The organism is Streptomyces poonensis, assembly GCF_014650915.1.
GTDB lineage: Bacteria > Actinomycetota > Actinomycetes > Streptomycetales > Streptomycetaceae > Streptomyces > Streptomyces poonensis.
In genome coordinates, this window is sequence record NZ_BMVW01000025.1 from 55411 (window position 1) to 79475 (window position 24065).

Consider the following 24065-nt stretch of genomic DNA (forward strand, 5'->3'; position numbering starts at 1 on the left):
ACCCGCGGTTTCGCGGCCGTCATGGAAGAGCGCCGGCTGGGCGGGACTACGACGGACACCCTCACCAGGGTGTCGATCAGGTCCGCCATCAGTCTCGCTTTCCATAGCGGCGCCGCGATGGCTGTCCAGATGAATTGAGCAATGCGCGAATGACGGTCCGAGCAAGGTGCGACTCGCCGCTAACACCGCCCCACCCCACGAGTCAACCAAGAAATATCACTGTGATCCACACCACAAGAGATTGACGGAGCGAAGCGTCGCCCCCTCGTCCGGAATTCCCCACTCCACCTTTATTCGACGCGCCATCGCGCCCTCTGAAAAGGGTTGCTCAGGTACGGTGCATGGAGTATGAAGTGAAGGAATCCACAAAGGAGGGCTGCCGAGTATGGCGGAGCCGTTTCAGCTTCGGGTCGTTGTGCGCGGGTACGAGCTCGACACTCAGGGACACCTCAATCAGGCCGTCTACCTGCAGTATTGTGAGCACGCACGCTGGGAGAGCCTACGCGCCGCAGGGATTACTCAGGACAGGTTGATATCCACCGGGATCGGTCCTGCCGTACTGGAGAACACCATGCGGTTCCGACAGGAACTACGCGGCGGCGATGAAGTCGACGTCACCTGCAAGTGGATATGGGGCGAGGGCAAGATCTTCCACGTCGAACAGGAAATCCGCCGGTCCGACGGCGTACTGGCGGCGGAGCTGTCCAGCGTCGCCGGTCTCATCGACCTGACCCGGAGGAAGCTGATCGAGAATCCGGCCGAGCATTTCCACAAGCTGGCCGACCGCCCCGAATTCATGGGGTTCTGAGCACCGCGGCCCACTTCCGCACGGGCGCCCGCAAGGAAACTTCAGCCGTACCTCACGGAGGCTCCTGGCGGGCGCTTTCCATTTTCCCCGCCCCACCGAAAACTTCCGCTCTCCTTTTCTTCGTTCGTTTTTCACTCGCCCCGGCGCCGCGGGAGGGTCCGGGACAGTGCCCGCACCGCCCGTCCGATGTCGGCCCCCTTCCGGCCGAGCCGGTCGGCGTACCGGCGCAGCGTCCGGTTCGCCCAGGTCAGTTCCGACTGCGGCAGCCCCGCCGTCCCTTCCGAAGTGCTCCCTGAAGAAGTCGTGGGGCCTTGAGAGCCGGACGGGGTGACCCCTGGGGTGGGATGCGGCTTGCGCCTGTCTCATTCCAGGACCCCCGATTCCCTGGCGTGCTCCCACGGCCGCAGACGCACGCCTGGGCGCACTCGGCTCGGGACGGTACGCCCAGGTCATGAGTGAGCGACGTCCGTATCCGAGCGATCTGTCCGATGCCCGCTGGGAGTTGGTCGAGCCGGTCCAGGCGGCCTGGCGCCTCGAGCGCCGAAAACAGAAAAGAGGCCGCTTGAAAACGGCCTCTCACCTGCGACGTTCGATCGTTCGAACAGTCGGGACGACAGGATTTGAACCTGCGACCCCTTGACCCCCAGTCAAGTGCGCTACCAAGCTGCGCCACGTCCCGGTGCCCGTCTGACCTGGGGTTTCCCCCGGCCGAACGCGCACGGAAACAATACCGCACTCGGGGTGGTGATCGCGCACTCCTTGTTTCGCGGAGGCCGCCCGCACGCTTCCGCCGGCGATGCGCCGCTCCCCCTCAGTCGGCGATGCGCCGCCCCGCCCTCAGTCGGCCAGGGGAACGCCCAGCCGCGGGTGGGACTCCAGCAGCCGGGGCGGGGCCGACTGGCGCCAGGAGTCGGCGAGGATGTCGCGCAGCTCCGTCTCGTCCTCCAGCGCGGCCAGCCGGACCCGCACCCAGGCGGAGTACGCCTCGTGCTCGGCGACCCAGAACTTGGCGGGCTCCGCCAGGACGAGCTCCTCGCGCTCGCCCTTCGGGCAGCGGACCGCGACGGAGGTCTCCTCCTCGGGCAGCGTGGCGAACATCTTGCCCGCGACCCGGAAGGTGGGCATGCTCCAAGCGATCTTCTCCGTGGTGTCCGGCAGGGACAGGGCGATACGGCGTACGTCTTCGGCATCCGGCATGGGCAGCACCGTAACGGGCCGTACTGACAACGCCGTTCGCGCACCCCCCGGCAGTCGCGGGCGGCCCCGCGGCCCACCCCGCGGTCAGCCGCCCGTCCGCCCCGTCAGCTGCTTGAAGTAGATCGTCGTGGACCGCAGCACCCCGGCCGGGTCCGCCGCGAAGTCGGGTATGGCGCCGGCACGGATCCAGCCCTCCGCCCGGTACAGCGACTCGGCCGGGCTGTCGGTCTCGGTGTCCAGGTGCAGCAGGGTGACACCCGTCGCGGCGGCGGCGCGTTCCGCGGTGGCCAGCAGGGCGCGGCCGAGGCCCCGGCCGCGGGCGTCGCGGCGCACCATGAGTTTGACGAGTTCGGCGCGGTGGCGGCTGTTGGGCTTGTCCGGGAAGGCGAGGCTCACGGTGCCGGCCACCCGGCCCCCGTCGTCCTCCGCCACCCATACGGCGAGCTCTCCCGCGGCCACGGCGTCCGCTCGCCCCGTCCACCAGGCGAGGGCCTCCGCACGGTCCAGCGGGGCGAGGAAACCGACCGAGGCCCCGCCGTCCACGGTGTCGGCCAGCAGCGCGGCCAGTTCCCCGGCGCGGGCCAGCACATCGGGTGCGGCGGCGAGCCGGGTCGTCGGCACCGTCACGGCAGCACCACCACCAGCGCGTACCGTACGGCGTCGGGCCCCGGGCAGCGGAACCGCGTCGGCCCCCACACGCGCAGCCGCAGACAGTCCCCGGCGTCGAGGTGGTGCTCGATGTCCTGCGCGGTGACGTGGAGGCTTCCGTCGAGGACCCAGACGTGCTGTTCGAGACCGGGCACGGGCGGACGGTCGTACGCGATGTCCGCGCCCGCCGCGAGCCTCCCTTCGACCAGTTCGCCGCGGAGTCCCGGGTGCGGGGGCGACACGGACCGCCGTACGAAGCCGGAGGCTCTGTCCTCCCACACCGGCTGACCGGCCGCGCGGACGACCGTGACGGGCTCGGACTCGACCTCGGCCAGCAACTGGGACATGGTCCGTCCGTAGACACCGCAGAGGCGGTTCAGCAGCGCGGCCGTCGGGCTGATCTCCGCGCGCTCGGCCCGCGAGAGGGTCGAGCGGCTCACCCCGCTGCGCTCCGCCAACTCGCCGAGGGACCAGCCGTGTTCGGCCCGCAGCTCGGCGAGGCGCACACCGAGCCGGCGGTCGACGGAGCCCACCGCGGCCTCGGGGCCGCCCCCTTCATTGCGTTTCATATTCGGGATGCTATCTCAGATACGGCAGGCGCAGGCAAGGCGCAATGACGGACGGCGGCTCGCGGACGAGGAACACGGCGCGGAGACGACAGACACGAGGAAAGACGAGGGAGACGGCTCGCAGTCAATGCGGGCGGCTCTCCGACGGGAGACGCGGCGCGCGATCGACCGACGCGGCGCGCGACGAGAGACGCAACGCCCGACGGTGGGGACGGCGCGCGACGACGGGGGACGGCTCGCGACGACGAACGAGGCACCCGACGACGAACGAGGCTCGCGACACCGGAGACGACTCACGGCGACGAGGGGCGGCACCCGACGACGTACAAGACACCCGCTGACGGAGACGGCGCGCGACGGCGGACGCGGCGCCCGATCGGTGGACCGGCGCGTCTCACACGCGCGCGGCCTCGCCGAGCGCGTCCAGTACCGGGCGGATCAGTGGATGCCCCTCCGCGCCACGGCGCACGGCGGCGAACACCCGGCGCGTGGGGGCGACGCCGTCGACGGGGCGTACGACGACGCCCGTGAGGTCCATGCCGCGCAGGGCCGAGCGCGGCACGAGGGCGACACCCGCGTCGGCGGACGCGAGGGCCACGACCGCGCGGAAGTCGTCGGAGGAGTGCTCCAGGGAGGGCTGGAAGCCGGCCGCTTCGCAGGCCAGGACCACCACGTCGTGGCAGGGGTTGCCGGGGTAGGGCCCGATCCACGGGTCCTTCGCGAGCTCCGCGAGCGGGACCTCGCCCGCGTCCGCCAGCCGGTGGGTGACGGGCACGACGGCGTCGAAGGGCTCGGCGTACAGCGGGACGTGCGTGAGGCGCGGGTCGTCCGCGTCCGGGGCACCCCGGTACTCGACGGCGACCGCGACGTCGATCTGCCGGTCGAGCACCATCGGCAGGCTGGCGTCGCCCTCGGCGTCCCGGACCCGGACGCGGATGCCGGGGGCCGTGGCGGCGAGGCGGGTCAGCGCCGGGGCGAGGACCTGGGCGATGCCGGTGGCGAAGGCCGCGACGGTGACGGTGCCGGCGGAGCCGGTCGCGTACGCCGCCAGCTCCGCCTCGGCGCGCTCCAGCTGGGCGAGCACCGCGTTGGTGTGGGTGAGCAGGATCTCACCGGCGGGCGTCAGCCGTACGCCCTTGGCGCCGCGCTCGACCAGGCGGTGGCCGGTCTCCTGCTCCAGGGCGGCCAGCTGCTGGGAGACGGCCGAGGGCGTGAGGTAGAGCGCGGCGGCAGCGGCGGTGACCGTGCGGTGGTCGGCCACCGCACGGAGAATGTGCAGCCGCCGCGCTTCGATCATGCGAACGATTATCGCAGTGTGTGCGGTGTGTTCCGGCCGGTCAGGCGTCCGGGCCGGTCAGGCCGCCAGCTCCGCCCGCGCCGCCACGAAGGCGTCCACCGCGCGGTGCACGTCCTCGGTGGAGTGCGCCGCCGAGAGCTGCACCCGGATGCGGGCCTGGCCCTGCGGAACCACCGGGTACGAGAAGCCGATCACGTACACGCCCCGCTCCAGCAGGAGCTCGGCCATGCGTCCGGCCACCGCCGCGTCCCCGATCATGACGGGCGCGATCGCGTGGTCGCCGGGGAGGATCTCGAAGCCCTCCTCGGTCATCCGGCGGCGGAACAGCTCGGTGTTCGCGGCGAGCCGCTCGCGCAGGTCGCCCGCCGACTCCAGCAGGTCGAGCACCTTCAGCGAGGCCGCCGCGATCACCGGGGCGAGCGTGTTGGAGAAGAGGTACGGCCGCGAGCGCTGGCGCAGCAGGGCGACGATCTCGGCGCGGGCGGCGACGTAGCCGCCGGAGGCGCCGCCGAGGGCCTTGCCCAGGGTGCCCGTGATGATGTCGACGCGGTCCATGACGCCGTGCAGCTCGGAGGTGCCGCGGCCGCCGGGGCCGACGAAGCCGACTGCATGGGAGTCGTCGACCATCACCATGGCGTCGTAACGGTCGGCGAGGTCGCAGATCTCGCTCAGCGGCGCCACGTAGCCGTCCATGGAGAACACGCCGTCGGTGACGATCAGCTTGCGGCGGGCGCCGCCCTCGGCGGCCTCCTTCAGCTGCTGCTCCAGGTCGGCCATGTCGCGGTTGGCGTAGCGGAAGCGGCGGGCCTTCGACAGGCGGATGCCGTCGATGATGGAGGCGTGGTTGAGGGCGTCGGAGATCACCGCGTCCTCCGGGCCGAGCAGTGTCTCGAAGACGCCGCCGTTGGCGTCGAAGCAGGAGGAGTACAGGATCGTGTCCTCCTGGCCGAGGAACGCCGAGAGCCGCGCCTCCAGCTCCTTGTGCACCTCCTGCGTCCCGCAGATGAAGCGTACGGAGGCCATGCCGTAGCCCCAGCGGTCGAGGGCCTCGTGAGCGGCGGCGATCACCTCGGGGTGGTCGGCGAGGCCGAGGTAGTTGTTCGCGCAGAAGTTGAGCACCTCGCCGGGGCGGCCGCCCGCGGTGACGTTCACGGTCGCGGACTGCGGGGTGCCGATGACGCGCTCGGGCTTGTGCAGGCCGGCGGTTCGGATCTCGTCGAGGGTGGTGCGCAGATCGGCGCGTACAGAGTCGAACATGAAGAGCTCCCAAAGGGTGCGGCAACGGGCGAGTGAGCCGAAGGGGCGCGCCTGTGTCGAGGGAACGAGCGCGCGGAGGCCCGAAGGGCTGAGCACGGTCGGTCCCTCGACACAGGCTTTCGCGCCCCGGAGGCGAACCGAGTCAGAAATCAAACAGTCCAGTCGAGGATGACCTTGCCGCCCTTGCCGGACGCGGCATCGTCGAAAGCGGCCTCGAAGTCGGTGTACGGGTAGCGGCCGGTGATCACCGGGGCGAGGTCCAGGCCGCCCTCGAGCAGGACGCTCATCGCGTACCAGGTCTCGTACATCTCGCGGCCGTAGATGCCCTTGATCGTGATCATGGAGGTGACGATCCTCGCCCAGTCGACGGCGAAGTCCTCTGCGGGCAGGCCGAGCATGGCGATCTTGCCGCCGTTGGTCATGTTGGCGAGCATCTCGCGCAGGGCGCGCGGGTTGCCCGACATCTCCAGGCCGACGTCGAAGCCCTCGCGCAGGCCGAGCTCCCGCTGCCCGTCGGCGATGGTCCGCTCGGCGACGTTGAGGGCGAGCGAGACGCCGGTCCTGCGCGCCAGCTCCAGCCGCTCCTCGCTCACATCAGTGATCACGACATGGCGGGCCCCGGCGTGCCGGGCCACCGCCGCGGCCATCAGCCCGATCGGGCCGGCGCCCGTGATCAGCACGTCCTCGCCGACCAGCGGGAAGGACAGCGCGGTGTGCACAGCGTTGCCGAACGGGTCGAAGACCGCAGCCACGTCGAGGTCGACCGGGACCCGGTGCACCCATACGTTGGACGCGGGCAGCGCCACGTACTCGGCGAACGCGCCGTCGCGGCCGACGCCGAGCCCGACCGTGGCCCGGCACAGATGACGGCGCCCGGCGAGGCAGTTGCGGCACTTGCCGCACACCAGGTGGCCCTCGCCGCTGACGCGGTCCCCGACCGCGATGTCGGTGACGTCGCGCCCGGTCTCCACGACCTCGCCGACGAACTCGTGGCCGACGACGAGAGGGGTGCCGATCGTCTGCCGCGCCCAGCCGTCCCACTCGCGGATGTGCAGGTCGGTACCGCAGATGCCGGTCCGGAGCACCTTGATCAGTACGTCACCGGGCCCGATGACGGGCTCGGGCACGTCCATGAGCCACAGCCCGGGCTCCGCCTTCTCCTTGACCAGCGCCTTCACGCAACGGCTCCTACGGGGTGAGGTCCCGGAGCGGGGCATGCCGAAGGAGCCCGTCCGGGGGTGGAATGTGAGGGGAAAACCCGTAAGGAATCTTCCGCAGGGCGCCGCTCGAGGTCCATCGAGCTTTTCTTAAGCTCGGCCGCAGCTTTCCTTCACACCGGTCTCGCCCGGCATCGTGGTACGGCGTCCGTACCGCGGTCGCACAGCGGTCGTAGGGCGCGTGGCGGGCGGCTAGAGCAGGGTCCCCCGCTGTTCGAGCCGGGCGGTGAGGTCGGCCGCCGTCGCCTTGATGGTCTGCAGTCCCGCCCTGCCCCACGCGCGCGGGGTGACATCGGCGACGCACACCGTGCCGAGCGCGATGCCCGTGCTGTCGACGAGCGGGGCGCCGAGGTAGGAGCGGATGCCGAGCTCGTCGACGACGGGGTTCCCGGCGAAGCGCGGATAGTCCCGGACGTCGTCCAGGACCAGTGCCTTGCGGCGCACCACCACATGGGGGCAGAAGCCGTATTCGCGGGGCAGATGGCGGCCCACCCGCCGTTCGGTGCCGTCGGCCGCGCGTACGGCGGCGTCCGGTGCGCACAGCCCGGCGAAGAACTGCTGGTGCTCGTCGACGAAGGTGACCATGGCGTAGGGCGCCGAGGCGTGGTGCGCCAGTTGGTGCGCGAAGGCGTCGAGAGCGGGTTCCGCGCGTTCGCCGAGGCCGAGCGCGCACAGCCGTCGCACGCGCGCGGGGGCGTCCCTGTCCTCCGGGGTCAGCAGGAGCCGGCCCGCCGGGCGCGGCGGATCGTAGGTCATGGCCGTGCTCCACGGGCCGTGCCGGCCGTCATGTGTGGGCTCCGTGGCTGGGAGCGTGCCCGGGTGTGTGGGCGAGGAGATGGCGGACGAGGGTGAGCAGGGTCTGCACGGCGGAGCTGGAGATCCGGGCGTCGCAGCGCACGATGGGGACCTCGGGGTCGAGGTCGATGGCGGCGCGGACCTCCCCTGGCTCGTAGCGGTAGGAGCCGTCGAACTCGTTGATGGCGACGATGAACGGCAGTCCGCGCTGTTCGAAGAAGTCGACGGCCGCGAAGCAGTCCTCCAGGCGGCGGGTGTCGGCGAGGACGACCGCGCCGAGGGCGCCCTCGGAGAGCTCGTCCCACATGAACCAGAAACGCTGCTGGCCGGGGGTGCCGAACAGGTACAGCACATGTTTGCGGTCGAGGGTGATCCGGCCGAAGTCCATGGCGACCGTCGTCTCGACCTTGTTCTCGACGCCGTCGAGATTGTCGGTGCCCTCGCTCACCGTGGTGAGCAGCTCCTCCGTACTGAGCGGCGCGATCTCGCTCACCGCGCCGACGAAGGTCGTCTTGCCTACCCCGAACCCTCCCGCCACCAGGATCTTCAGTGCGGTGGGGAACGGGTCACAGCTGTCGTCGTAGTCCATCGAGCACTGCCTCCAGAAGGGCCCGGTCGGTGGGATTGCCGTGGAACGACGGCGGTCTCTCGGTGAGTGCTCCGCAGTCCACGAGGTCGGACAGGATCACCTTGGTGACCGCCGCCGGCAGTTTCAGGTGCGCGGCGACCTCGGCGACCGAGACGGGCGCCCGGCACAGATCGAGTGCCTGGGTGTGCTCGGGGCCGAGGTAGCCGAGGGGGGTGGCGCCGGTGGCCATCACCTGCGAGAGCAGGTCGAACGCCGTGCTCGGCCGGGTCCGGCCGTCGCTGACCGTGTAGGGCCGCACCAGCCGTCCGGCCGCGTCGTCGAGCCAGGGTCCGTCGCCGGCCGTGGCCGCGCTCAAGGCCTCATCGCCGGGGGTTCGACGGCGGGCTGCCGGGGCGCGGTGACCAGATACGGCCGCACGCTCTTGACGAGCATCGCCATCTCGTAGCCGAGCACCGCCGCGTCGGCCTCGCGCCCGGCGAGGACGGCGAGGCACGTGCCCGAGCCCGCCGTGGAGACGAACAGCAGCGACGAGTCGAGTTCGACGACGACCTGGCGGACCTCGCCGCCGTCCCCGAAGCGGACGCCCGCGCTGCGTCCGAGGGAGTACAGGCCGGAGGCCAGCGCGGCCATGTGGTCGGCGCTGTCCGCGTCGAGGCCGTGGACCGACTTCACGAGCCCGTCGCAGGAGAGCAGCACGGCGCTCGTGGTGTGCGGTACGCGCTGCACGAGGCCGCTCATCAGCCAGTCGAGATCGGACACGTGACCGGTCGTCGGCACATCGCTCGCCATGGTGGATCGACTCCTAGGGGTACGGGGGTCCGCGGGAGCGGAGGGGGTGGGTGGGGGGAGAGCGGGAGATGTGGTCATCCGGCGGGTGCGCTCCCGTCCGGCCGGGGGGCCGGCCCGGGTTTGGACGGGGCCCGGTGCGCTCCGGGTGTCTCGCGGGGCCCCGGCATCCGCGGACCGCCCGGGCGGGTCGCGCCCAGGGACGGCGGTACGGCCGCGGGGGCGGACACGGAGTCCGGAGCGGGGACACCGGTGGCGGGCGCCGGTGCCGTGCGCGGCGCCTCCCGGTGCGCGCGCTCCACGCCGCGGATGTCCCGGGGGAGCACGTCGATGTGGTGCGTGTCGGCCGGCTCTCGGCCCGCCGCCTCCTGGTCCGGGCCGGGCCTCTCGTGCTGGGCCGGCTCCGCGTGACGGGTCTCGGCGAGTCCGATGCCCCGCTGGAACGCGGCCATCAGCCCCGGGTCGTGGGCCACGTACTGGTCGCCGCCGTGCCGGGGCGCGGGCGCGGGGCCGCCGCGGAGCTGGGGCACGAGGTGCTCCTGGGCGCGTCGGCGGGGCAGCCGGGGCTTGCCCATGGTGCCGCGCACGGCGCCCGCGCGCGGGGTGGGCGGCACGCCGGTGTTCTCCTGTACGGTCCGCCGTTCGTCGGGGCGGATGCCGGGCAGGGCGGCCGCCGGGTTCAGCCGCTCCCGGCGGGTGTCCCGTACGGGCAGCGGCACGGGGCCGCCGTCGGCGGCCGGGTTCTGCCGGTACGGTACGTCGGGCGCGGCGCCCTGAGCGGGGGGCAGGGGCACGGGGGCGGGCAGCGGCGCGGGGACGGGCGGGGCCACGGTCTCCGGGGAGGCGGACCACTTGGGCGGACGCCGGGAGCCCGCCGGCTGCCGGGGCTGCTCCTGCGGTACGTCCCCGGGGATCTCGGGTTCCGGGCCGCCGAGCAGCGCCTCGGGCACGACGAGCACGGCCTGGACGCCCCCGTAGATGTTGGACTGCAGCCGGACATGGATGCGGTGCCGCCTGGCCAGTTGCGAGACCACGAACAGGCCGATGCGGCCGTCCTGCAGCAGACGCGCGACGTTCACCTGGTCGGGGTCGGCGAGCAGGGCGTTCATCCTGTTCTGCTCGCCGACCGGCATGCCGAGGCCCCGGTCCTCGACCTCCACCGCGAGGCCCGAGGTGACGAGGCTGGCGCGCAGCAGGACCTGGGTGTGCGGGGCGGAGAACACCGTGGCGTTCTCGACGAGTTCCGCGAGGAGGTGGATGACGTCGGACACGGCGTGCCCGCGCACGGTGCCGTCGACGGGGGGCACGAGCTTGACCCGTGAGTACTGCTCGACCTCCGCCGTCGCGGAGCGCAGCACCTCGGTCATCGGTACCGGGTGGCTCCACTGGCGGCGGGATACGGCGCCGCCGAGGACGGCGAGGTTCTCGGCGTGGCGGCGGATACGGGTGGCGAGGTGGTCGACGTGGAAGAGGCCCTTGAGCAGGTCCGGGTCCTCGATCTCCTGCTCCAGCTCGTCGAGTATCGAGATCTCGCGGTGCACCAGGGACTGCAGGCGCCGGGCGAGGTTGACGAAGACCTCGACCTTCTGCTCGCTGCGGGCCCGGCTGGAGAGCTGGGCGGCCTGGACGACGGCGCCGACGGCGGCGTCCTGGGCCTGCGCGAGGTCGGCGGCGAGCAGCTCGAACTCGTCGGCGCCCGCCGGGGGTCCGGTGCGCGGCGCCGGCGCGGGCGGGGTCTCGCCGCGGCGCAGCGCCTCGACGAGGGCCCGCAGTTCGGCCTCGCCTCGGGCACTGGTGCGGCGCAGGGTGCCGAGGCGGGCGCGGACGGACCCTGCGGTGCGGCCGGCGGTCACGGCGGCGAGCACGACGGCCGCGAGGGCGACGCCGACGGCTCCGGCGAGCACGGCCCACAGGGTGGGGGCGGGGGACGCTCCGGTGGAGCGGACGGTGAACAGCACGGCCGCGCAGGCGCTGAGGGTGACCGCCACGGGTGGCAGTACCGCGAGACGCAGCAGCTGGGGCCGTATCGCCGTCTCGGACAGGGAGGGGGCGGAGCGGGCGACCGGTCGTCCGTGCCGGCCGCCTTCCCGGCGGTCCGCGCGAGCGGCCGGTGCGCGAAGGTGAGACATCGGTGTCCTTGTACTGGTGCGTCGGGGCGGTGGGGGCTCCCGCGTCTGCGCGACCCGGGCGTGCGCCATCGCGTGCCGGTCGAGAGAGCCGAAGATTCCGGCCCGGTGTCGCCCGACAGCAACGCACAGTAGTCGCCAACGCATCAGGTGCGGAGGGCAGTTGACAAAGTCCCCCGCAAAGCTTGCCGTTCTGATATGAGGCTTCGTACGGCAGACCGACAATCCGTCGGACGTACGTTCCCGATATCCCTGCACTCCGATCGGAGCTGATCAGAAGCGGTCCGCAAAAAACAACAAGGGCCGAGAAGCGCCATTGCCCTCGGCCCCGTCCCACCGCGTCACACCCGCGGGAAATTCACCCGGCGGATACCGTTTCAGGTTCTCCGCTGTCCCCCTCGGCACGTCGGGAACGATCACTCACTGTCATGACCACGTCCTTCTCGGCGGTCGGCCGGCCGCCCCCGCCGGGACGGGCCACGCCGCGCCACCAGGGCTCTGCGGGAACCGTCTCCCCGGTCGGTTCGAAGGGCTCGCCGGGCCGCGGCAGGGCCACGGCGGCACCGGCCGCGCGAGCGGCGTCGAGCGTGCCCTCGCCGGGCTCCGCCCAGGGGTGGGGCGCCAGGTTGAACGTCGCCCAGTGGATGGGCAGCATGACGCCGGACGGCCGGCCGCCCTGGAGGTCGAGGTGGGCGCGCATGCCCTCCTCGGGCGTCATGTGGATGTCGGGCCAGAACTCGGAGTACGCACCGATCTGGATCATCGTGGCGTCGAACGGGCCGTGCTCGGCACCGATCTCCTTGAAGCCCTCGAAGTAGCCGGTGTCGCCGCTGTGGTAGATCCGGTGCTCGTCGCCCGCGACCGCCCAGGAGGCCCAGAGGGTGTGCTGCGCGTTGCGCAGGCCGCGGCCGCAGAAGTGCCGGGCGGGGGTGGCGGTCAGGGTGAGGCCGCCCACCTGCGTCGACTCGTGCCAGTCCAGCTCGCGTATGCGTCCCTCGGACACACCCCAGTGCTCCAGGTGGGCTCCGACGCCGAGGGGCACCGCGAAGAGGGTGTCCGTGCCCGCCAGGGCCTTGATGGTCGGCAGATCGAGATGGTCGTAGTGGTCGTGGGAGATGACGACGACGTCGAGCGGGCCGAGCGCGGCCAGCGGCAGCGGCACCGGGTGCAGCCGTCTGGGTCCGGCGAAGGGGAACGGGGAGCAGCGCTCGCCCCAGACGGGGTCGAAGAGGACGCGGTGCCCGTCGATCTCGGCGAGGACGCTGGAGTGCCCGGTCCAGGTCAGACGCAGTCCGGTCGCCGGGGGCGCGGCGAGGTCGGCGGCGGTCGTGGCGTGCAGCGGCACCGGGCCGGCCGGGGCGCGGCGGGCGCGGTCCTCCTTGCTGAGGTACAGCTTCGCCATCTCGAGCGCGGAGCCGCCGGAGGGGCGCACGCGGGTGCCCTCCGGGTTCACGAAGGCGCCGTTCGCGAAATGCGGCGATCTGCGGATCCGGGCGAGGCGCGCGCCGCTCGGCTGCGCGCCGAAGGCAGCGGGCCGCAACGCGCGGAGCCCGGGGATCGGGGAACGGGGACCTGACACGGCACCTCCTGGTGAATGCGCTCAGTCGTTCCATTATGGTCCGCCCCCACGACAGCCACCCGGGCTGCCCGGGAAGCCGGCGTCATCGTCGGCACCAGAGGCAACCAGGCGGTCACCGGGCGGTGTTGGACCGTGGAGGCCGCCGCCGTGCCGTACGGCGGCGCACTAGGGTTGCCGCGTGACCAGAGTGCGGTTGAGCGTGGCGGAGCGGCGCGAGGAACTGCTGCGGGCCGCCGTCGAACAGATCGAGGCGCGGGGCCTGGCGGCGGTACGGATCGCCGACGTGGCCTCGGCGCTCGGGGTGAGCAACGCGCTCGTGCTCTACCACTTCTCGACCAAGGAGAAGCTGGTGGCCGGGGCGTTCGCCCACGCGGCGCAGGGCGATCTCGCCCAGCTGCGCGAACTGCTGGGCCGCCGGACGAGCGCGCTGCGGCGACTGCGGGAGGCGGTGCGCTGGTACGCGCCGAACGGGCAGGCCAAGGGCTGGCGGCTGTGGATCGAGGGCTGGGCCGCGTCGCTGCGCGAGCCCGCGCTGCGGGAGGTCACCCGCGAGCTCGACCGGCAGTGGAAGGCCGCGCTGGCCGGGGTGATCGCGGAGGGCGTGGCCGCGGGCGAGTTCCGGTGCGCCGACCCGGCGGCCTCGGCCCTGCGGCTGACCGCCCTGCTGGACGGGCTCGCGGTGCAGACCACCGCGTACGAGGGGACCGTGTCGCGGCCCCGGGCACTGGAGTGGGCGGAGGAGGCACTCGCCCGCGAACTGGGCCTCAGCCGCGAGGAGATGACAGCGACGGAGCGCTGAACGGCTCCCGCCCCGCGCGATGTGCCGTCGCCCCGGAGCCCCAGCCGGCCGGCCACGACGGAGACCGATCCGCCGCAGCCGCACTGCCGCGCTCCGCGGCGCGGACGGGCCCGGCCGGGACGGGACCCGCCACCGACCGTGCGGCCCCGTCCCTCAGACCCTCAGACCCTCATGCCTTCAAACCCTCGGGCCCTCAAGCCCTCAAGCCACCGTCCCGATCCGCGACCTGATGTCCTCCGGAGAGAGGGTCCCCTTGGCCACCACACGGTCGCCGGAGGACTCCCCCCGCAGCCGTCGGCCGATCCACGGCACCAGGTACTCGCGGGCCCAGTGGATGTCGTCGCGGCGGACCTCGAAGGTGCCGCGCGGCGGCAGCGGGGGCCACGGCTGGTCGGGGTCGGCGGGGACGTCGATCCCGAGGACCTGCCCGGCGCGCAGGGCCACGCGGGTGTGTCCCTCGGGCGACAGGTGCAGCCGGTCCTGGTCCCACGCGCGCCGGTCCTGGACGGTCCTGAGCGACCACAGGTCCAGTACGGGACAGCCGTACCGGTCGGCGATGGCGCGTACATGCAGGTTGTACGTGGCGATCTTGCCGCGCAGATGCTTCAGCACGGGCACGCCACGGGTGTCGAAGCCGGTGGTCACCATGACCGTGCCGGCGGCGGAGGTGAGGTCGGCGACCGCGCGCTCGAAGCGCTCGGCGACCTCGTCGGGATCGGTGCCCGGCCGGATGATGTCGTTGCCGCCCGCGCAGAAGGAGACCAGGTCCGGCGCCAGTTCCCGGGCCCGCGGAACCTGGTCCGCCACGATCTGGTCGAGCAGCTTTCCGCGCACGGCGAGGTTCGTGTACTGGAAGTCGCCCTCGGGGAGCCGGTCGGCGAGAAGTACGGCGAACCGGTCGGCCCAGCCGACGAACGCCCCGTCGGGGCCGGGGTCGCCGACGCCCTCGGTGAAACTGTCACCCACCGCCACGTACGACCCGATCACTGATCTGCTGTCATCACTCTTCGAATCGTCTGCCACGTCGGCCCATCATTCACCTTGGGATGTGAGCTACGCGACCGTAGGAAAGGGTTGACGGGCGGTGAGATAGGCCACTCGTCAAGTGTTGGTCAATTGCGGAATAAGGAATACGGCCGGTGACGTGCACGCCGAAGGCCGGACCCCGCGGATCGCGGAGTCCGGCCTTCGGCTGCTGTCGGACGACGGGAGGCCCCGGATAAGGGGAGGCGCCGGTCGACGGACGGAGACGTCAGACGGAGACGCCCTTCGAGCGCAGGTACGCCAGCGGGTCGATGTCCGAGCCGTAGTCGGGGGTCGTACGGATCTCGAAGTGCAGGTGCGGTCCGGTCACGTTGCCGGTCGCGCCGGACAGACCGACCTGCTGGCCCGCGCTCACGCTCTGGCCCGCCGAGACGGAGAGCGAGGACAGGTGGGCGTACTGCGCGTAGTGGCCGTCCGCGAGCTGGATGACGACCTGGTTGCCGTACGCGCCGCCCCAGCCGGCGGAGACGACCGTGCCGGCGCCGACGGCCTTCAGCGAGGTGCCGGTCGGCACCACGAAGTCGACGCCGGTGTGGTAGCCGCTGGACCACATGCTGCCGGCGGTCTTGTACGCGGTGCCCACGGAACCGGAGACGGGCAGGGTGAAGCCGGAGGCGTTGCCGCTGTCCGTGGTCTGGGTGCCCGGCGTCGTGGCGGCCGGCTTCTGGGCCGAGGGCTCCGTCCCACCCGACTTCTTCTCGGTCTTCCCGGCGGAGGACCCGGTCTGCGCCGATGCCTTGCCGTCCAGGGTGAGCTTCAGGCCGGGGTGGATGAGTGACGGGTCGGAGCCGATCGCCCCTCGGTTGTCCGCGTAGATCGTCTTCCAGCCGCCGGTGACGTCCTGCTCGTCGGCGATCTTCGTGAGGTAGTCGCCGGCCTTCACCGCGTAGGTGCGCGTCGTGGACTTCTCTGCGGCGGAATTCCCGGATTCGGCCTCGGCCTGCTGCGTAACCGATGTCGCCTTCTGGGGAAGCTGGGAGACCTGGGAGACGGACTCCGTCGGCGTCGAGGCGTGCGCCCCGGTGGCCCCGATCAGGGGCAGCGCGATCGCGGCGCCACCGGTTCCGGCGACGGTGGCTATCGAGCGGGTGAGACGCTGGGTCTTCGGGCGGCGGTGCTTACCCTTCGCGGGCATGACGGGTTCCTCTCCGGCGCCTGCGAGGTGAGCTGTCGGGTGCGGACTGGAGCTGCCCGGCCGCGGCTGTGCACGGCTTAACCCCTAGCCTGTTCCGGGAACCGGAACAGGCGGTCATACCTGTGGGTCCCCCGCTCCTGCCGTGCACGGGTGAGTTCTGACGGCTCCGGTCGGCGGCAGGATTCGGCGACCGTCCGGATTGACGCAGAACGTAAGCGACTTACGGGCGCCGGGACAACCATGGGAATTTCCTGTGCGTCTTACATTCGGGCGGTTGCCCGAATTCCCGGTCACCCTGCGTCAATTAATGATCTTTATTTTTTCTCAACGCCTCAGTTATTTCAGGCCAGTTACCCACCCATGACGGCGACGCTGCGTCACGATATGAGCCTGGTCACGCACCCGCCGACCGGCATTCCTTATTCCCGGGCCAGCTGGACTCACCGCACCACTTCCGGCGAAACGCTCATATGCGACGCAGGCGGATGACCGTCGCATCCAGATCGCCCCGCAGCTCCAGCGGAAGCCCATGGTGCGCCAGCACCGCACCCCGGTGCACTTCGCCCGTTTCGCGGCACTCGTACGCCGCTGCCGGATCGAGTCCGCGCAGCCGGAGCGGTGCGAGCGGCTCCCCGTACCGCTGGGCCTGGAGCCAGGCCAGGACGACGGCCTCGTCGCCGAGGACGTACTGGACGGCGCTCAGCCCGCCCGTCGGCGGCCGCAGCCGGTACAGGTCGCCGCGCTGGACCACCGGCCGGATCTGCTTGTACAGGGCCACCCAGTCCCGTGCCTCGACGAGCTCCTGCTCGCTCCAGTGGGCGAGGTCGCCGCCGATGCCGAGGACGCCCGCCATGGCGCTGACGAAGCGGAAGCGGAGCGAGCTGACCCGTCCGTTGAGCTGGGTGTTCGGGCTGTCGGTGACCCAGGCGGCCATCACGCGCGCGGGATGGAGCTGGCTGAAGCCGTGCTGGATGGCGAGCCGGTCGAGGGGGTCGGTGTTGTCGGAGGTCCACACCTGGTCCGTACGGGACAGGACGCCGAGGTCGATCCGGCCGCCGCCGCCCGAGCAGGACTCGAAGGCGACCTTCGGGTGCGCGGCCCGCAGCCGGTCCAGCAGGGCGTAGAAGGCGTGCACGTGCTCGACCCACAGCTTCTGCGGGTACGGCTCGCCGGGCCAGCCGGCGTCGGTGAAGCAGCGGTTGAAGTCCCATTTCACATAGTCGATGGGCGCGTCGGCGAGCAGGGCGTCCAGCCGCTCCCACAGGTACTCCTGCACGTCCGCGCGCGCGAGGTTGAGGACCAGCTGGTTGCGGAACTCGGTCCGTGCGCGGCCCGGCCGGTACTGCACCCAGTCGGGGTGTGCCCGGTACAGGTCGCTGTCGGGGTTGACCATCTCGGGCTCGACCCAGATGCCGAACTGCATGCCGAGCGCGTGCACATGGTCCGCGAGCGGGGTCAGCCCGGCCGGGAAGCGCTCCGGGTTGGGCGTCCAGTCGCCGAGGCCCGCCCGGTCACTGGTCCGCGCCCCGAACCAGCCGTCGTCGACCACGAACAGCTCGACGCCCAGCGACGCCGCCCGCCGCGCCAGCTCGCGCTGCCGGTCCTCGGAGATGTCGAAGTACGTGGCCTCCCAGGAGTTGTAGAGGACCGGACGGTCCCGGTCCGCGTCCGGGATCACGTACGCGCGCTGGTACGCGTGCCAGGCACGGCTCGCGCCGCCGAAGCCGCCGTCGCTCCACAGCCCCGCGAAGACGGGCGTGGTGTACGTCTCGCCCGCCTCCAGCCGTACGAGCCCCGAGTCGTCGTACCCCGCACCACCGGTGATCTGCACGCGCGCGTCCGGGAGCTGGGCCACGCAGACGCGCCAGGTACCGGACCAGCCGAGCGCGCACCCGTACACCTCGCCGCGCTCCTCGGTCGCCCCGTCGGCGTCCAGCGCGACCCACGGCAGGTGCTGGTGCCCGGTGTGCCCGCGCCGGCTGCCGATGACCTGCTCGCCGTAGGTGAGGTCGCTGCGCACGAGCCGGGACTCGGCCGCCCACCGCCCGTGCAGCTGGGACAGCCGCCAGCCCTCCTCGCGCAGCGGAAGCGTCCAGGTAGCGGAGTCGGCGCGGAGGACCTCCACCGCCGCCGGGCCGTCGTTGGCGAGGGTCACCCAGCGCTCCACGACGTCGTCGCGCATCCGGTAGTGCAGGGTGACGGCGAGCCCGTGGTCGGTGAACCGCAGCCGCAGCCCGTCGTCCTCCACCTCGTACCCGGCGAAGGCCCACTCGGTGCCGCGCACCTCGTCCGTGCGGACCGACAGCGCGGGCCGTGCGAAGCGGGCGCCGCCCTCGACCGGGTACTCCTCGCGCCCGTCGAGCCGCGACTCGAAGGGCCAGTGCGGGGGCAGGGGCCGGGCGGCGAGCTCCTCGGCGTCCGCGAGGTCGACACGTGCGCCCCAGTGGAGGTGCAGCAGCTCGTCGTCCTCGGTGAGACTCAGCGCGTAACTGCTGGCCGGTCCCGACAGGAGCCAGGTGCGGCCGTCTCCGCCGATCTCCAACATGGCACCCCCATAGATCCGACACAGATCCGAACACAGACGATCAGGTGCCAACATCATCAAGGCCGTGGGACATGCCTGGCAATGGCGCGGGGGAACTCCTTGCCGTACGCACCCATGTCGTATCGTCAAGGGCGCACCTGTCGGCGTGCCGAGCCGCGCACCGCCGACGGCCTCATGGGAGGAGCCCTTCGTGACGCAGCAGATCCCGTCGACCGAGCCCGAGCTGACGTCCGTGCGCAATTTCCGCGACGTGGGCGGGCTGCCGACCGTGGACGGTCGGCGCGTGGCCCACGGGCGGCTGTTCCGCAGCGGTCATCTGGCGCACGCGAGCGACGAGGACGCCGCGTTCCTGGCCTCCCTCGGCCTGCACACGGTCTTCGACTTCCGCAACGCCGCCGACCAGAAGCTGGAGGGCCCGGACGTCGAGCTGCCCGGCGTGCGCAATGTGAACCTGCCGCTGAGCGACCCGGCGGACGGCGCCGAGTTCTGGCGGATGGTCCGCGACGGCGACCTCGACCAGCTGCGCTCGCTCCTGGACGACGGCAAGGGCGCGGCCCGGATGATCGGCTCCTACCGCACGATCATCACCACGCGCACGGCCGAGCACTCGCGGGTGCTGCACGCGCTGGCCGAGGACAGCGTGCCCGCGCTGATGCACTGCGCGGCGGGCAAGGACCGCGCGGGTCTGTCGATAGCGGTGACGCTGCTCGCCCTCGGCGTCGAGCGCGAGGCGATCCTCGCGGACTACCTGGAGTCGAACGCCAAGCACCGCCGCTACAAGGTGCGCCGCAGCTCGACGGCCGCGAGCGCCTACTCCCCCGAGGTCATGGAGCTGCTCAGCCCGCTGTTCGACGCGCGCGCCGAGTACCTCCAGGCGGCGTTCGACGCGATCGAGGAGAAGTGGGGCGGGGCGGACGCGTATCTGGAGCAGGGCCTCGGCCTCACGCCGGAGGTGCGGGAGCGGCTCCGGGAGCGCCTGCTGGACTGAGCCCGCGGCCTCGGGGCCCGGGCTCAGCGCTGCCGCCGGCTACTTCGCGCCCACCTCGAACAGCAGCCAGATGAACGCCGCGAACAGGTGGCCGACCGCGATGTAGATGATCAGGCGGACCCACAGGCCGCGGGGGAACTTCTCTTCGAGGTTGCTCACGGGGTTCCTCCGTGGGGAATCGGGCCGAGGCACAGCGCGGTGGCCGGGCTCTGCAGCAGGGTGTGGACGAAGAGCAGGTCGGCGCCGTCCTCGTCGGCGGCGGCGATACGGTGCGGGGTCAGCGAGTCGAAGTGCGCGCTGTCCCCGGGCAGGAGCACGTGTGCGGCGTCCCCGAGGCGCAGCCGCAGCCGGCCCTTCAGGACGTACAGCCACTCCTCGCCCGGGTGGACGCGCACGATGTCGCCCTGCGAGCCGTACGGGACGTGCACCCGCAGGGACTGCATCCCCCGGCCGGGGGCGCCCGCCTGCCAGTAGGTCCAGCCGCCCGCGCGCGTGGGTTCCATGTCGGCGGCGCGGACGATCGCGTCACGTTCGGGGACCGACTCGCCCAGCAGTTCGGAGACCGTCGTACCGTAGACCCGGGCGAGCGTGAGCAGCACGGGCAGGGAGGGCTGGCGGTGGCCGGTCTCCAGCCGTGAGAGGTGCGCGGCCGACAGCCCGGCGGTCCGGGCGGCGGCCTCCAGGGTGAGGGAGGCACGGTGCCGCAGGGTGCGCAGCTGCGGGGCCACGGCGGGCAGGTCGTCGACCGGCCCGGGCTCGGGAGCGCTCATGCGCCCATTCAGCCGCACTTTTGCCTGGCTGACAAGTTTCTTGCCTGACAGGCAAAAGCGACGCCTGGAAGCAGCGCGGGCGAAGCGGCGCCGGCCCCTACCGGTGGGCCACCGCCTGCCTCATCAGCGTCTTCCCGAAGTCCCACAGCAGCCCGTTCCCGCTGTGCGCGTCGTCCATGACGTCCGTGAAGGCGTCCACGAAGCGGTCGACGTCGGCCTCGTCGACGACCAGCGGCGGGATCAGCTTGATCACCTCCAGGTGGTCGCCGGAGACCTGGGTGAGGATGCGGTGCCGGCGCAGCAGCGGTACGACGACCAGCTGCGCGAACAGTCCCTTGCGCGCGGTCTGGAGCACGGTCCAGCGGGTGCGCAGCCGCAGTGACGAGGGCCGCCCGAACTCGATGCCGATCATGAGGCCCCGGCCGCGGACGTCGGCGAGCAGCTCGTACTTGTCGATCAGCGCCGTGAGCCGGGACGTCAGCCGCTCCCCCATGGCCCGGGCCCGGTCGACGAGCCGCTCGTCCTCCAGGACCGACAGCACGGCGAGACCCGCCGCCATGGCCTGGGCGTTGGCGCCGAAGCTCGCCGAGTGGACGAGGACGCGGTCCATCGACGAGTAGACCTTCTTGAAGATCCAGTCCTTGCCGAGGGTCGCGCCGACGGGCACGTACCCGCCGGACAGCGCCTTCGCCACGCAGACGAGGTCCGGTTCCACGCCGGGCTCGTGCTGGTACGCGTAGAAGTCGCCGGTGCGGCCGAGCCCGGTCTGCACCTCGTCGGTGATGAGCAGCGCCCCGTGCCGGTGCAGCAGGTCCTGGGCGGCCCGCAGGTAGCCGGGCGGGGCCTCGTGCACGCCCTTGCCCTGGATCGGCTCGACGATGAGCGCGGCCACGTCGCCCGCGCGCAGCTCCCGCTCCAGGGCGTCCAGGTCGCCCAGCGGGACCGCCGTGTCGGGGAGCAGGGGCGCGAAGCCGTCGCGGAAGCCCGCCTCGCCGTTCACGGACAGCGCGCCGGTGGTGAGCCCGTGGAAGGCGTGGGCGCAGTACAGGACGCGTGGCCGGCCCGTCGCGTACCGGGCGAACTTCAGGGCGGTCTCCACGGCCTCCGTGCCGCTGTTGCCGAAGAACACCCGGTCCAGGTGCGGGCTGTGCGCGAGCAGCCGCTCCGCCAGCAGTCCGGGCAGCGGCTGGCAGTCGAAGCGGGTGAGGTCGGCGAGGGAGGCGTCGAGGACGTCGTGCAGGGCCTTGCGGACCACGGGGTGGTGGCGGCCCACGGCCATCACCCCGAACCCGGCGAGCATGTCCAGGTAGTCGTTGCCGTCCGCGTCCCAGAAGTGGGCGCCCTCCGCCCGCTCGTACACCTTGTCGAAGCCGATGGTGTGCAGCATGCGCGGGAGCTGGTGGTTCAGATGCCGGGTGTGGAGGTCGTAGCGCTCGGCCCCGCGCTCGGCCAGCAGCCTCACCAGGTCGAACTCTCCGGTGCGCGCCGGGCCTGCCGGTTTCCCGGTGCGCGCCGGGCCTGCCGGTTTCCCGGTGCGCACCGGACCTGCCGGATCTTCCGCTGCGGTCATTCCGTCGTCTCCTCGGCGAACTCGTCCTTGGCGGCCAGGCAGGCACTGATCCGCCCGGCGATCTCCACCGGCGTCAGCCCCAGGTCGGCCAGTACCTCGGCCCGTTTGGCGTGGGCGAGGAACTGCTCCGGGATGCCGAAGCGCCGTACGGGCACGTCGACATCGGCGTCCGCGAGGGCCAGCGCGACCGCCGAACCGACGCCCGCCGCACGGCTGTTGTCCTCGACGACCGCCACCAGCCGGTGTCCGGCGGCCAGTGCGGGCAGCGCCGCGTCGACGGGCTTGACCCAGCGCGGGTCGACGACGGTGCAGCCGACACCGCGGGCCTGCAGCAGGCCGGCGGCCTGGAGGCAGACCGGGGCCATGACGCCGACGGCGACGAACAGCACCCCCGGCCGGTCCCCCCGGTGGAGGACGTCCATGCCGCCGACGCGGTCCACCGCCGGGATCCCGGGCCCCACCGACTCCTTCGGGAAGCGGACCACGGTCGGCGCGTCGTCGACCGCGACCGCCTCCCGCAGCTGTGCCCGGAGCTGGGCGGCGTCGCGCGGGGCGGCGATCCTGAGGCCCGGCACGACCTGGAGGACGGACAGGTCCCACATGCCGTTGTGCGAGGGCCCGTCGGCGCCCGTCACACCGGCCCGGTCCAGCACGAACGTCACCCCGCAGCGGTGCAGCGCGACATCCATGAGGAGCTGGTCGAAGGCGCGGTTGAGGAAGGTGGCGTAGACGGCGACGACCGGGTGCAGTCCCCCGGTGGCGAGGCCGGCCGCCGACACCACCGCGTGCTGCTCGGCGATCCCGACGTCCCACACGCGGTCCGGGAACCGCCGCGCGAAGGCGCCGAGCCCCACCGGGTGCAGCATGGCCGCCGTGATCGCCACGACGTCCTCGCGTTCCTCGCCGATCCGCACCATCTCCTCACCGAACACAGAGGTCCAGGACGGCCCGTTGGAAGGCGCGAGCGGTTCGCAGGTGAGCGGGTCCATCACCCCGACGGTGTGGAAACGGTCCTCATCGTGGGCGAGGGCCGGCTCGAAGCCGCGGCCCTTCTCGGTGAGGCAGTGGACCAGCACCGGACCGTGGAAGCGTTTCGCGCGCCGGAGCGCCGACTCGACGGCCCGCACGTCGTGCCCGTCGATCGGCCCGACGTACTTCAGGCCCAGATCCTCGAACATGCCCTGCGGCGCGAACGCGTCCTTGAAGCCCTTCTTCGCGCCGTGCAGCGATTCATAGAGCGTCGTGCCGATGACCGGGGTGCGCAGCAGCACGTCCTTGCCCCAGGCCAGGACCTTCTCGTAGCCGTCGGTGGTACGGAGGGTCGCGAGGTGGTTCGCGAGTCCGCCGATGGTCGGGGCGTACGACCGCTCGTTGTCGTTGACGACGACGATCAGCGGCCGGTTCCGGGCGGCCGCGATGTTGTTGAGCGCCTCCCAGGCCATGCCGCCGGTGAGGGCGCCGTCGCCGACGACCGCGACGACATGGCCCTTCTCGCCCTGCACCTGGCGGGCCTTGGCGAGTCCGTCGGCCCAGCCGAGGGCGGTGGAGGCGTGACTGTTCTCGACGATGTCGTGCTCGGACTCCTCGCGCGAGGGGTAGCCGGACAGGCCGCCCTTGCCGCGCAGCTTGGAGAAGTCCTGCCGCCCGGTCAGCAGTTTGTGGACGTAGGCCTGGTGGCCGGTGTCCCACACGATGCGGTCGACGGGTGACTCGAACACCCGGTGGAGGGCGATGGTCAGTTCCACCACCCCCAGGTTGGGCCCCAGGTGCCCGCCGGTCCTGGCCACCGCGTGCACCAGGAACTCCCTTATCTCCCCGGCCAGTTCACCGAGTTCCGCCTCGGACAGCGCCTTCATGTCGCGTGGTTGCCGGATGGTCTCCAGGATCGTCACGCTCGGCCCCCTCTCGGTTCCTGCCGCCTCGGTCCGTGGTGGGTCAGCTCACCGTGACGGCCGGCTCCCCCGGCGCGGCACCGTCCCGTTCCATCTGCTCGGCGATCTTCATCGCCTCCTCGATGAGGGTCTCCACGATCTTCGACTCGGGCACCGTCTTGATGACCTCGCCCTTCACGAAGATCTGGCCCTTGCCGTTGCCGGAGGCCACCCCGAGGTCGGCCTCACGGGCCTCGCCGGGACCGTTGACGACACAGCCCATGACCGCGACCCGCAGCGGCACCTCCATGCCCGTGAGGCCGGCCGTCACCTCGTCGGCCAGCTTGTACACGTCGACCTGCGCCCGCCCGCACGACGGACACGAGACGATCTCCAGCCGCCGTTGCCTGAGGCCGAGGGACTCCAGGATCTGGGTGCCGACCTTGACCTCCTCCACCGGCGGGGCGCTCAGCGA

At 72.0% G+C, this 24065-nt stretch carries 22 protein-coding genes, 1 tRNA gene, 2 pseudogenes and 1 riboswitch; of the genes and pseudogenes, 4 read left to right on the forward strand and 21 right to left on the reverse strand.

Annotated elements, in window-relative coordinates; all coding sequences use genetic code 11:
• Window positions 1-385: 385 nt before the first annotated feature.
• Together IE242_RS35300 and IE242_RS39005 are read left to right on the forward strand one after the other, a co-directional pair.
• A complete protein-coding gene (locus IE242_RS35300; protein WP_189866821.1) occupies window positions 386-808 on the forward strand; it encodes an acyl-CoA thioesterase in 423 nt (140 codons plus the stop codon).
• A 451-nt stretch (window positions 809-1259) separates the two neighbouring features.
• Window positions 1260-1352, forward strand: a pseudogene (locus IE242_RS39005) (IS5 family transposase); the annotation flags it as partial.
• 61 nt (window positions 1353-1413) lie between these two features.
• On the opposite strand, the gene IE242_RS35305 reads toward IE242_RS39005, so the two are convergent.
• The 13 genes from IE242_RS35305 to IE242_RS35365 all read right to left on the reverse strand — a co-directional run bounded on the left by IE242_RS35305 (window position 1414) and on the right by IE242_RS35365 (window position 12868).
• Window positions 1414-1487 (reverse strand) — tRNA-Pro (locus IE242_RS35305).
• Window positions 1488-1645: 158 nt separating this feature from the next.
• A complete protein-coding gene (locus IE242_RS35310; protein ID WP_189866823.1) occupies window positions 1646-2005 on the reverse strand; it encodes an MmcQ/YjbR family DNA-binding protein in 360 nt (119 codons plus the stop codon).
• An 84-nt stretch (window positions 2006-2089) separates the two neighbouring features.
• Window positions 2090-2632: a GNAT family N-acetyltransferase gene (locus IE242_RS35315; RefSeq protein WP_373299670.1), complete on the reverse strand. Its 543-nt coding sequence runs from the start codon at window positions 2630-2632 to the stop codon at window positions 2090-2092.
• Window positions 2629-3222, reverse strand: coding sequence for a helix-turn-helix domain-containing protein (locus IE242_RS35320; RefSeq protein WP_189866825.1), 594 nt, complete (start codon window positions 3220-3222; stop codon window positions 2629-2631). Before IE242_RS35320 ends, IE242_RS35315 begins: the two co-directional genes overlap by 4 nt.
• A 394-nt stretch (window positions 3223-3616) precedes the next feature.
• Window positions 3617-4519, reverse strand: coding sequence for a LysR family transcriptional regulator (locus IE242_RS35325; protein WP_189866827.1), 903 nt, complete (start codon window positions 4517-4519; stop codon window positions 3617-3619).
• A gap of 57 nt (window positions 4520-4576) precedes the next feature.
• On the reverse strand, window positions 4577-5776 hold the full coding sequence (locus tag IE242_RS35330) for a glycine C-acetyltransferase (protein ID WP_189866829.1): 1200 nt from the start codon (window positions 5774-5776) through the stop codon (window positions 4577-4579).
• Between the two features lie 149 nt (window positions 5777-5925).
• Entirely contained in the window at window positions 5926-6954 is a 1029-nt protein-coding gene (gene tdh, locus IE242_RS35335) for an L-threonine 3-dehydrogenase (protein ID WP_189866831.1), read from the reverse strand.
• Between the two features lie 231 nt (window positions 6955-7185).
• A complete protein-coding gene (locus IE242_RS35340) occupies window positions 7186-7749 on the reverse strand; it encodes a GAF domain-containing protein (protein WP_189866833.1) in 564 nt (187 codons plus the stop codon).
• A gap of 28 nt (window positions 7750-7777) precedes the next feature.
• Window positions 7778-8377: a GTP-binding protein gene (locus tag IE242_RS35345; protein ID WP_189866835.1), complete on the reverse strand. Its 600-nt coding sequence runs from the start codon at window positions 8375-8377 to the stop codon at window positions 7778-7780.
• The gene (locus tag IE242_RS35350; RefSeq protein ID WP_189866837.1) at window positions 8355-8732 is read right to left on the reverse strand and encodes a DUF742 domain-containing protein; all 378 of its coding nucleotides are present in this window, start codon (window positions 8730-8732) and stop codon (window positions 8355-8357) included. Before IE242_RS35350 ends, IE242_RS35345 begins: the two co-directional genes overlap by 23 nt.
• Entirely contained in the window at window positions 8729-9166 is a 438-nt protein-coding gene (locus IE242_RS35355) for a roadblock/LC7 domain-containing protein (protein WP_189866839.1), read from the reverse strand. The genes IE242_RS35350 and IE242_RS35355 overlap by 4 nt, the downstream gene beginning before the upstream one ends.
• 74 nt (window positions 9167-9240) lie before the next feature.
• The gene (locus IE242_RS35360) at window positions 9241-11292 is read right to left on the reverse strand and encodes a sensor histidine kinase (protein WP_189866841.1); all 2052 of its coding nucleotides are present in this window, start codon (window positions 11290-11292) and stop codon (window positions 9241-9243) included.
• Window positions 11293-11647: 355 nt separating this feature from the next.
• Window positions 11648-12868, reverse strand: a complete 1221-nt coding sequence (locus tag IE242_RS35365) for an MBL fold metallo-hydrolase (protein ID WP_189866843.1) — start codon at window positions 12866-12868, stop codon at window positions 11648-11650.
• A gap of 178 nt (window positions 12869-13046) precedes the next feature.
• On the opposite strand from IE242_RS35365, the gene IE242_RS35370 reads away from it, so the two are divergent.
• Window positions 13047-13667, forward strand: a complete 621-nt coding sequence (locus IE242_RS35370; RefSeq protein WP_189866845.1) for a TetR/AcrR family transcriptional regulator — start codon at window positions 13047-13049, stop codon at window positions 13665-13667.
• Between the two features lie 201 nt (window positions 13668-13868).
• Here the strand turns inward: IE242_RS35370 and IE242_RS35375 are convergent, their stop codons facing one another.
• The 3 genes from IE242_RS35375 to IE242_RS35385 form a co-directional block, all read right to left on the reverse strand.
• Window positions 13869-14654: an SGNH/GDSL hydrolase family protein gene (locus IE242_RS35375; protein ID WP_189866875.1), complete on the reverse strand. Its 786-nt coding sequence runs from the start codon at window positions 14652-14654 to the stop codon at window positions 13869-13871.
• 265 nt (window positions 14655-14919) lie between these two features.
• On the reverse strand, window positions 14920-15846 hold the full coding sequence (locus IE242_RS35380) for a M23 family metallopeptidase (protein ID WP_189866847.1): 927 nt from the start codon (window positions 15844-15846) through the stop codon (window positions 14920-14922).
• Between the two features lie 4 nt (window positions 15847-15850).
• Window positions 15851-16009, reverse strand: a riboswitch (cyclic di-AMP (ydaO/yuaA leader).
• Between the two features lie 303 nt (window positions 16010-16312).
• Window positions 16313-18391: an alpha-galactosidase gene (locus IE242_RS35385; protein ID WP_189866848.1), complete on the reverse strand. Its 2079-nt coding sequence runs from the start codon at window positions 18389-18391 to the stop codon at window positions 16313-16315.
• Between the two features lie 190 nt (window positions 18392-18581).
• On the opposite strand from IE242_RS35385, the gene IE242_RS35390 reads away from it, so the two are divergent.
• Complete coding sequence (locus tag IE242_RS35390) at window positions 18582-19379, forward strand: tyrosine-protein phosphatase (RefSeq protein WP_189866850.1); 798 nt, start codon at window positions 18582-18584, stop codon at window positions 19377-19379.
• A gap of 39 nt (window positions 19380-19418) precedes the next feature.
• Here IE242_RS35390 and IE242_RS35395 read toward each other — a convergent pair whose 3' ends face one another.
• The 5 genes and pseudogenes from IE242_RS35395 to IE242_RS35415 form a co-directional block, all read right to left on the reverse strand.
• Window positions 19419-19538 (reverse strand): DUF6126 family protein, encoded by a 120-nt coding sequence (locus IE242_RS35395; protein WP_189866852.1) that lies wholly within the window; start codon window positions 19536-19538, stop codon window positions 19419-19421.
• Entirely contained in the window at window positions 19535-20149 is a 615-nt protein-coding gene (locus IE242_RS35400; RefSeq protein WP_189866854.1) for a helix-turn-helix domain-containing protein, read from the reverse strand. Before IE242_RS35400 ends, IE242_RS35395 begins: the two co-directional genes overlap by 4 nt.
• 97 nt (window positions 20150-20246) lie before the next feature.
• Window positions 20247-21719 carry an aspartate aminotransferase family protein gene (locus IE242_RS35405; protein ID WP_189866855.1) on the reverse strand — a complete coding sequence of 491 codons (1473 nt, stop codon included), beginning with the start codon at window positions 21717-21719 and terminating at the stop codon, window positions 20247-20249.
• Window positions 21716-23611 (reverse strand): 1-deoxy-D-xylulose-5-phosphate synthase, encoded by a 1896-nt coding sequence (dxs, locus tag IE242_RS35410; protein WP_189866857.1) that lies wholly within the window; start codon window positions 23609-23611, stop codon window positions 21716-21718. Before dxs ends, IE242_RS35405 begins: the two co-directional genes overlap by 4 nt.
• Before the next feature lie 43 nt (window positions 23612-23654).
• Window positions 23655-24065 (reverse strand): annotated as a pseudogene (locus IE242_RS35415) (flavodoxin-dependent (E)-4-hydroxy-3-methylbut-2-enyl-diphosphate synthase); the annotation flags it as partial.